This is a genomic window from Winogradskyella sp. (genome assembly GCF_016744625.1).
Lineage (GTDB): Bacteria > Bacteroidota > Bacteroidia > Flavobacteriales > Flavobacteriaceae > Winogradskyella.
Genome location: NZ_JADGDZ010000114.1, coordinates 1 through 9,722, shown reverse-complemented (window position 1 = coordinate 9,722; position 9,722 = coordinate 1). Strand labels below are relative to the sequence as shown.

Here is a 9,722-nt window from a genome sequence, read left to right as displayed (position 1 = left end):
AAATCTAAAAAGGCCATAGAACTCATCAGAAAAGAATTACCAGACTTGGTGATTAGTGATATTATGATGCCAGAAATTGATGGCATAGAACTATGTAATGGACTTAAAAAAGATAGTTTAACTAGTCATATCCCTATTATATTATTGACTGCAAAAGTCACACAAGAGCAACAGCGAGAAGGTTTAGAAACTGGTGCAGATGCCTATGTTACAAAACCATTTAATGCAGACATTTTAAAAGTACGCGTTAAAAAACTCATAGAAACTAGAGCCCAATTAAAAAAACGTTTTAATGAGCAACCAATACTTACCAAAGCCTTAGAAGTCACTTCAGTTGAAGCCGAATTTATGCAACGTTTAAAAGGCGTTTTAGAAAAACATTTAGTAAATCCAGAATTTACTTCAGATGCCTTTAGTAAAAACATGTTAATGAGTAGAACCCAACTTCACAGAAAACTCAAAGCTATTGTTGGCATGACGACTTCTGAGTTTATTAGATCCCAACGCCTACTCTTAGCAAGAGACCTTTTTAAGAAACAAAAGAATACTATTTCTGAAGTGGCTTATTTGGTAGGTTTCAATTCTGTAAGTTACTTTATAAAATGCTTTAAAAACAGTTACAACGAAACTCCTACGCAATACATAGACAAGCATAACCCTTAATTTTACTGACATTTTAAATAATGTTACATATCTATTACATCTTGAAACATATGTAGCACCTCCACTTACACATCTACGATAGTTTTGTAATACCAAATGAATTTTAAAATTATTGAGGATAAATTTGAATTATATTTTCTTTAGATAAGATAGAAAATATAAGCATAGCCTTAGTTACGGTTCTATTTTATATTGAAATATAAAGGAAATAGAAACGAATTTAACCAATCATTTTAAAATTCATTTGGTATAAAAGCAAGATCCTTAATTGCATACAAATGACTAAAATCAAAAAATCAAAGGAAGTAGAAAACACGCTTCCATCACAACTTTACATTGCTATAGATCATCTTAAAGATGGTACGTATCAATTAAATATTATGAACAATAACGCAGTTGTCTCATCTATAAAATTTAAAAAATGAACTTTTCAAAGAAAAATCACGAACACAGTTTAACAATAAAAACGATGGTGAGTAAAACAAAACTCACACTTCTAGCACTACTGATTTCAATAGCAGCAATTGCCCAAAACGGCATCAACTACAAAGCACTCATAAAAGATACTAATGGTAATGTCATTTCTAATGAGAACATCCAAATTAGATTTAACATTATACGTACTTCTGGGATATTAGTATATCAAGAAACACAAAGTATTATCACTAATACAGATGGTTTACTAATAGCAACTATAGGAGAAGGTACGCCACTTGGAGGTATTACTTTCGATCTTATTGATTGGGGATTTGATTCCCATACTCTAAATGTTGCTGTAGATTTGGGATCTGGATTTGTAAACTTAGGAAGTTCTAACCTAAATTATGTACCATATGCCATAAGAGCAATTAGTACAGGGACTGCTGATAATGTAGAAGGTTTAGTATATAAAAGTGAAGGAAGCGGTACAGGTTGGAGATTGAGAGACAGAGGTCTATATTCTAGTCAAGGTTATGGACCAATAGGTAGAAATGCAATAGATTTAAGCTCATCAGATGCCGATGGACTTGCATTAATATATCCCTATGGAGCAACAGGAGATTACTCTTTTGCTACAGGTGAGTCTACTATAGCATATGGTGACTATTCAACATCAATTGGGTATAGTACAGCAGCACTTTCAGATTACTCAATAGCCTTTGGAAATAATTCTCAAGCTTCTGGCATTAGTGCTTTTGCGGCTGGTCGTGATGCTGTGGCATCTGGAACCAATTCTACTGCTATGGGTGTTTTTTCAAATGCAAGTGGTGAAAATTCAATAGCAATTGGCTCAAGTACTGAGGCCTCGGGTTACTATTCTACGGCTATGGGTAGAGGCACGAATGCAAACTCTGTCAGTTCAACTGCAATAGGTAGTTATAATATTGGAGGAGGAAGTAATACAACCTGGAATGCTTACGATCCATTATTTGAAATTGGTAATGGGACTTCAAATAGCAACAGAAGTAATGCTTTAACAGTCGATAAAAGTGGTGAGATGATATTAAATAGCTCAACAAGAGGGTTTATTGTAAATTCTGAAGGACTTTATGGGATTAGAATATCTAGCGGAAATGATTATGGTGGGACGTTTAGAGGTGAAGAAGCTGGGATATTTGCTAAAGCCGATATCAATTCAAATCCAGATATTATTTTAGGAGGTGATTTTGGTAACACTGAAGATGACGGTATTATAGCATCAGACCAATTATATCCAGGTAGCGATATTTATTTAAGAAGTAATGATGCTGTGGTTATTCAATTAGACTATGATGATAGTAGTAATAATAGTAGTTTTCTCGTAAGAAATAGTGATGATGATAATGTCTTTACTGTTAATGAATCTGGTAATGCCATACTATTTGGGTCATTAACCCAAAATTCTGACCGTCGACTTAAAAAAAAGATTGATGATTTACAATATGGCTTAAATGAAATTTTACAACTACAACCCAAACAATACTTCTGGAAGAACCAAGAACAGAACAAAAAATCATTAGGTCTTATAGCTCAAGATGTGCAACCAATTATAAATGAGATTGTTAACACTAAAGATGATGAAACCAAAACCTTAGGTATTAGCTATATAGAATTGATTCCTGTACTCATCAACGCTATAAAAGAGCAAAGCAAAATTATTGAAAATCAAGCAGAAGCTTTAAAAGCATCAAACACTAATTACGAAGCTCTTTTATCTCGTATCGAGATTATAGAATCTAAATCGTCAAACTAATAAATTATGAACTTTTCAAAGAAAAATTACGAACTCAAAAAAAGCAATAGAAATGCAGTGAGTAAAACACTTCAACTCATTTTAACACTAGTCTTGATTTCAGCTTTTGGCAATGCTCAAAACGGCATCAACTACAAAGTACTAATTAAAGATGATTTAGGTAATGTTATAGTTAACACATTGGTAGATATAAAATTCCAAATTTTAGAAAGCCATACACAGGTCAATGTCTATGAAGAAATACACTCACCAACAACCGACGATAATGGAATCATTATCGTAAATATAGGTGAAGGTATAATTGTTAGCGGTGTTTTTGAGGACATCAATTGGGGAAATGACAACCATTTTTTAAACGTTAAAATAGATTCAGGTTCAGGATTTGTTAATCTAGGAACCGTACAATTCTCAGCAGTTCCTTATGCATTACATGCCAAAAAAGCAGCCAATGTTAAAGGTCTTGAACCAATAGATGAAGGTAATGGTATTGGTTGGAGATTAGTAGATAGAAATGCAGATAACTATGATAATATAGGCTTTAATGCAATAGATTTAAGCTTTATAAATGATCCAAATCTTGGGTTAGGAGCTACAGGAAGTTATGCTTTTAGCTTGGGACTTAATGGTACAGCATCTGGAGAACATGCTTTAGCTTTTGGGAACCAAAATTATAGTTTAAATGATTATTCGATTGCTCTTGGAAATAATAATACTGTTTCTGGATTAAACAGTACAGCCATTGGAGGTATAAACCAAGTGAGTGGCGATTATGCGTTAGCTGCTGGTTTACAAAATGAGGCTTCAGAAAATTATGCGGTTGCAATGGGACAAAACACAACAGCTTCTGGAGTAAATTCAATAGCAATGGGTATTAACGCTTCCGCTTCTGGCACAGGTTCATTTGCTTCTGGTTATAGTACGCGAGCAACAGCTTGGGCTTCAACAGCAATGGGAATTGCGACTGAAGCTTCTGGAGATCACTCAACTGCAATAGGAAGTTCAACAGAGGCTTCTGGGGATTATTCAACAGCATTGGGATTTGCAACAAAAGCATCGGGACTTAGAGCAATTGCAATGGGATATTATTCAGAGGCATCTGGGGACTATTCAACGACAATGGGATGGCGCACTCGTGCCACATCATTTTATTCAATAGCAATGGGAGCTCTTTCAGAGGCATCAGGTTTTGGTTCAACTGCAATGGGGAGTGTGACTGAAGCTTCTGGTAATTATTCCACAGCAATGGGAAATGAGACTACAGCATCAGCTTACGCATCGCTGGCTATTGGTAGGTATAATATTGGTGAAGGAACACCAGATTCTTGGATTAATTCAGATTCACTTTTTGAAATTGGAAATGGAACTTCAGATAGTAATAGAAGTAATGCTTTAACTGTTCGTAAAAATGGCCAGCATATAATAACCTCAAGCTCGTCAGGTTTAACTATAAATGCAGATAATATTGGGGTTTTTATTAATAATCCAGGAAGTGATGGTGTTATAATCAATAATGCAGACGATGATGGCATTACCATAAATAATCCAAATGATAATGGTATAGAAGTTACCAATGCAGGAAATATAGGTGCTATTTTCGAAGGAACCACAGCAGGTGTTTTAGCGACAAGTACCTCTACAGTAAATCCTGATTTAATATTGGGAGATTATTCTGATAATGATACACTTGGCTTACTTTCTTCTTCGCCTAATGTTGATAATAGTAGGCTTATGTTTAGGAGTAATGCGTCTGTAACTTTTGAATTGGATCACGACAATGATGATTTTTCCTCTCTTTTTATTGTTAGACAAGGAAACGGATCGCCCATCTTAATATTAAATGAGTCTGGTGATTTAGATGTCTATGGTCAGTTAGAAATTGGAGACGAAATCATTGAAGATGGCGGCAATGATGTATTGGCATTTGATTCTAGTCTTGTACCTACAGTGGATGCAGGAGATCGCTTAGGTGGTCCAAATCGAAGATGGTTTGATGTTTATGCAGCCAATGGAATGATTCAAACCTCAGACAGAAGAAGTAAAACCAATATTTCAAATTTAAATTATGGCTTAAACGAAGTCTTACAAATGCAGCCTGTAAGTTTTAACTGGAAAAACAAAAACAATCCAGATACTAAATTAGGACTCATTGCTCAAGACCTTCAAGCATTAGTCCCTGAAGTGGTTCAGTCACATATCTGGGAAAAAGATGAAGTTTCTGGAGAGTTAATTAAAAAAGAATTAGACCGTTTAGGTGTGTATTATTCAGATTTAGTGCCTGTACTCATCAATGCCATAAAAGAACAGCAGGAAGAAATAGATGTGCTTAAAAATAAATTAAAAACTTTTAAAACTCTAAATGAGAAATTAAAGCATTACGAAAAACTAGAAGCACGTATTTCTAAATTAGAATCTAGCCAATAATAAATATTTAAGACTATAATTTATACGCTATAACCCTATCCTTCTTTATCGTAACTTTGCTATATGCGATTTAAGATTGAATCAGAATTTAAACCTACAGGAGATCAGCCACAAGCAATTAAAAAATTAGCAAGCGGAATTGAGAGTAAAGAGAAATATCAAACTTTACTAGGTGTTACAGGTTCTGGTAAAACCTTTACGGTAGCTAATGTAATTGAAGAAGTGCAACGACCAACCTTGGTATTGGCTCATAATAAAACCTTAGCAGCACAGCTTTATTCTGAATTTAAACAATTCTTTCCAGAGAATGCTGTTGAATATTTTGTGTCCTACTACGATTATTATCAACCAGAAGCCTACATACCTGTTTCTGGCGTGTATATAGAAAAAGATTTATCTATTAACGAAGAAATTGAGAAGATGCGATTGAGTACAACCTCTTCTCTACTCTCTGGACGACGCGATGTCATTGTTGTGGCTTCGGTTTCATGTTTATATGGTATTGGAAATCCTGTTGAGTTTCAAAAAAATGTAATCTCGGTTGAAAAAGATCAGGTCTTGTCACGCACTAAATTATTACATCAATTAGTACAGAGTTTATATTCTAGAACTGAAGCCGAATTTAAGAATGGAAACTTCAGAATTAAAGGAGATACGGTTGATGTTTTCCCTGGTTATTCGGACAATGCCTTCAGAATCCACTTTTTTGGCGATGAAATTGAAGAAATTGAAGCTTTTGATGCCAGAACTAATGAAATCATAGAACGTTATGATCGTTTAAATATCTATCCTGCAAATATGTTTGTTACATCACCAGATGTGCTGAATGGAGCAATAAAAGATATTCAAGATGATTTGGTAAAACAACACGATTATTTCAAAGAAATAGGAAAACATCTAGAAGCAAAACGATTAAAAGAGCGTACAGAATTTGATCTAGAAATGATTCGTGAGTTAGGTTATTGTTCTGGAATTGAAAACTATTCACGCTACTTAGATGGTAGAGCTCCAGGAACAAGACCATTCTGTTTACTCGATTATTTTCCAGATGATTTTTTAATGGTCGTTGATGAAAGCCATGTTACAATATCACAGGTCCATGCGATGTATGGTGGTGATAGAAGTAGAAAAGTAAACTTAGTTGATTACGGTTTCCGCTTACCAGCAGCAATGGATAACAGACCTTTAAAGTTTGAAGAGTTTGAAGCACTACAAAACCAAGTCATCTATGTATCTGCAACTCCTGCAGATTACGAAATGCAGAAAAGTGATGGTGTATATGTAGAGCAAGTGATTAGACCAACTGGGTTATTAGATCCCATTATTGAGGTACGACCAAGTTTAAATCAGATTGATAATTTAATTGAAGAAATTCAAGATCGTGTTGAAAAAGACGAAAGAACTCTAGTAACGACGTTAACAAAACGAATGGCTGAGGAATTGACTAAATACCTAACTCGTATTTCTGTTCGTTGTCGTTATATCCATAGTGATGTAGATACGTTAGAGCGTGTTGAAATAATGCAAGATTTACGTAAAGGTGTTTTTGACGTTTTGGTTGGTGTTAATTTACTTAGAGAAGGCTTAGATTTACCCGAAGTATCATTGGTTGCAATCTTAGATGCAGATAAAGAAGGGTTTCTTCGTTCTGCACGTTCATTAACCCAAACAGTTGGTAGAGCAGCAAGACACTTAAATGGAAAAGCAATTATGTATGCAGATAAAATCACCAAAAGCATGCAAAAAACAATCGATGAAACCGAATATCGAAGAGAAAAGCAAATCGCATATAATACAAAACATAATCTTGTACCAAAAGCATTAAATAAGAGTTTAGACAGTGCTTTATCTAAAAACTCTGTTAGTACTTACCGAACGGAATTGGATGCAAAGATTGCCGCAGAACCAGAAAGTGAATATTTGACTAAAGATCAACTAGAGAAAAAAATTAGGGAACGGCGTAAATTGATGGAGCTGGCTGCAAAAGCATTAGACTTTATGGAAGCCGCACGTTTTAGAGATGAGATAACTGCTTATCAGAGTAAGCTTGAGAAGTTGAAAGTGAAATAGTGTTAATATAGTTTTTCCGATTAGAAAGATTGCCACGTCCCTCGTCCTCGCAATGACATTCCTTTTTTTTTTTCTGAAAACTGAGACTAAATACTAGTTATACTGTACCTTAAATATATCGATTAAGAAATCTGGTGGTACAATTTTATTAGGAAAACTATCCATTAAATCTAAAACACGATTTATAGACTCATGACTCAAGCCCATTCGCAATCCAAAATTATGAATCTTAACCAATTGTTTAGAAGATACTTTATGATCCAAATTCATTAAAAGCACAAGTCTGTGAAACTGAACAATACGTTCGCTATGTGTTTTTAAATGCACATAAGTTACAGGATGCATAAAAAGATATTCAAAATCTTCTTTAGATATATCTAATTGCTTAGCAATACTAAATAAGAAGTTATATTCAATCGATCTTATATTTTCATCTGTTTGGGCAAAGGCAATCATTTCAGAAAGCAAGCTCAATTTTTCAGCACGGTTAATCATGACTTAGAGGGAATTATTTTATACTGTAAAGTTACAGAGATGTATTATTTTATTGTCGTTGATATAATGTATCTTGTCGAAAAATTAAAGGTACTTGGTCGGAATTTTTAAACGTTTGTCAACTCAAAACATCAATTATAGTATGAGATTCAAGCATATTTTTCTAATTTTAGCTGTAGTTGTTTTTGTTAAAACCAGTGCTCAAACCACTGCATCTAAACAGGTTACAACTTTTACTATCGAAGCACTACAACTAGATACTATAAAGACCATTTGGGTATATTTACCAAAAGATTATCAAAATTCTGAAAAGAACTACCCAGTAATATATATGCATGATGCACAGAATTTGTTTGATGCAAACACATCTTACGTTGGAGAATGGAAAGTTGATGAGTACATGGATACACTAACTGATAATGAAAGTATTATTATTGGAATTGAGCATGGAAACGAAAAACGTATTGATGAACTCACAATATATAAGCATAAAGAATATGGTGGAGGAAAAGGTGCTGCATATATAACCTTTATTAAAAACACACTAAAACCTCATATTGATATTACATACAGGACACTACCAGAAGCAAAGCATACAACTATTTTCGGTTCTTCCTTAGGCGGTTTAATGTCGTTTTATGCAACTATAAAATATCCTGAAACATTTGGAAAAGCTGGAGTGTTTTCTCCTTCGTTTTGGATAAATACAGAAATCTATAGTTTTGTAGAATCAATAGAGGTTTCTGAAACGTCAAAATTCTATTTTTTGGCTGGAACCGCAGAAAGTGAAGATATGGTTGCAGATCAAGAACGCATGGTCGCTTTATTAAAAGAAAAAGGTGTGAAAGAAAATCAAATAGAAAACCACATCATAAAAGGTGGTATACATAGTGAAACATTTTGGTCAGCACATTTTGCTAACGCTTATGAATGGCTTTATAAACCTGAATAAAATTTTTATATTAAACTGAACTTTACAGAAAATAAAAAATAACAGATTTCCATTTTTATGGGAATAAAAATAAATTTTCAATGACAAACAATGACATATTTAAAAAACTAAGAGTAGCACATAAGCTAAGAGATGACGATATCGTAAAAATTCTAACGTTAGTTGACTTCAGAATTTCAAAAAGTGAACTCAATGCAATGTTTAGAAATGAAGATCATCCAAAATATATGGAATGTGGAGATCAGGTTCTTAGAAACTTTCTAAATGGATTGATTATTCATTTAAGAGGTCCAATGCCTAAAAAAGACAATTCAAATAAACCTAAACAAAAAAAGAACAACACATAATGTTGTTCTTTAACATATAATCTAAACTCCTCAATTCAATTTAATCATCTTTACAGGAATCTTAAATGACTTTCTATAATCTATAGCTTCCTTTGATAGCTTCTTATAGTTTAAGCGGCTCTTAATGTAATTTTCTACTAACTTATTATCAGTATCTACAGATAACACTACCATTTCATCATTTTCATTGATGAATATATCAACGATAACATTAACTTCTTTGCTCAATTGAAAATTAGGGTTTTTCAATAATTTTCCAACAGTTTCAGTGATTGAAGCTGGTTCAGCTTTTTCGATCGGATTTGTACTTGCTGAAAGTACACTACTAAACGTAATTGCTACGGCTAGTGCAAACATTTTGAATTTTTGCATAATTATTCGATTTTAAGATTGATACTTAAAAGACGAGTAAATATTAAAGGTGTTACAGTTCTTAACACTGTTTAACGTTGATTAACAGCTAATTAACATATTGTTAAATAAAAAAAATGCGCCTTTTAGGCGCATTTAATATATAATATAATTTAAAATTCTTAAGAAAGCACTGTTTGTACTTTATCTG

At 33.4% G+C, this 9,722-nt stretch carries 9 protein-coding genes; 7 read left to right on the top strand and 2 right to left on the bottom strand.

The genetic code is table 11. From position 1 onward, the window contains the following. The 5 genes from QZZ53_RS15780 to uvrB form a co-directional block, all read left to right on the top strand. On the top strand, positions 1–663 hold a 663-nt coding region (locus tag QZZ53_RS15780), incomplete at its 5' end, for a response regulator (RefSeq protein WP_296386460.1). A 278-nt stretch (positions 664–941) separates the two neighbouring features. Next, a complete protein-coding gene (locus QZZ53_RS15775; protein WP_296386458.1) occupies positions 942–1,088 on the top strand; it encodes a hypothetical protein in 147 nt (48 codons plus the stop codon). After that, positions 1,085–2,875 (top strand): tail fiber domain-containing protein, encoded by a 1,791-nt coding sequence (locus tag QZZ53_RS15770; RefSeq protein ID WP_296386455.1) that lies wholly within the window; start codon positions 1,085–1,087, stop codon positions 2,873–2,875. Before QZZ53_RS15775 ends, QZZ53_RS15770 begins: the two co-directional genes overlap by 4 nt. A gap of 6 nt (positions 2,876–2,881) precedes the next feature. Continuing rightward, positions 2,882–5,296 carry a tail fiber domain-containing protein gene (locus QZZ53_RS15765; RefSeq protein WP_296386453.1) on the top strand — a complete coding sequence of 805 codons (2,415 nt, stop codon included), beginning with the start codon at positions 2,882–2,884 and terminating at the stop codon, positions 5,294–5,296. Positions 5,297–5,359: 63 nt separating this feature from the next. Beyond that, the gene (gene uvrB, locus QZZ53_RS15760) at positions 5,360–7,366 is read left to right on the top strand and encodes an excinuclease ABC subunit UvrB (RefSeq protein WP_296386451.1); all 2,007 of its coding nucleotides are present in this window, start codon (positions 5,360–5,362) and stop codon (positions 7,364–7,366) included. 93 nt (positions 7,367–7,459) lie between these two features. Here the strand turns inward: uvrB and QZZ53_RS15755 are convergent, their stop codons facing one another. Next, complete coding sequence (locus QZZ53_RS15755; RefSeq protein WP_296386449.1) at positions 7,460–7,861, bottom strand: TerB family tellurite resistance protein; 402 nt, start codon at positions 7,859–7,861, stop codon at positions 7,460–7,462. A 142-nt stretch (positions 7,862–8,003) separates the two neighbouring features. Between QZZ53_RS15755 and QZZ53_RS15750 the strand changes: the two genes are divergently transcribed. Together QZZ53_RS15750 and QZZ53_RS15745 are read left to right on the top strand one after the other, a co-directional pair. Next, positions 8,004–8,813, top strand: coding sequence for an alpha/beta hydrolase-fold protein (locus tag QZZ53_RS15750; RefSeq protein ID WP_296386447.1), 810 nt, complete (start codon positions 8,004–8,006; stop codon positions 8,811–8,813). An 80-nt stretch (positions 8,814–8,893) separates the two neighbouring features. Beyond that, positions 8,894–9,160, top strand: a complete 267-nt coding sequence (locus QZZ53_RS15745) for a DUF1456 family protein (protein WP_296386446.1) — start codon at positions 8,894–8,896, stop codon at positions 9,158–9,160. 30 nt (positions 9,161–9,190) lie between these two features. On the opposite strand, the gene QZZ53_RS15740 is transcribed toward QZZ53_RS15745, so the two are convergent. Then, positions 9,191–9,532, bottom strand: a complete 342-nt coding sequence (locus QZZ53_RS15740; RefSeq protein WP_296386444.1) for a hypothetical protein — start codon at positions 9,530–9,532, stop codon at positions 9,191–9,193. Between the last annotated feature and the right edge of the window lie 190 nt (positions 9,533–9,722).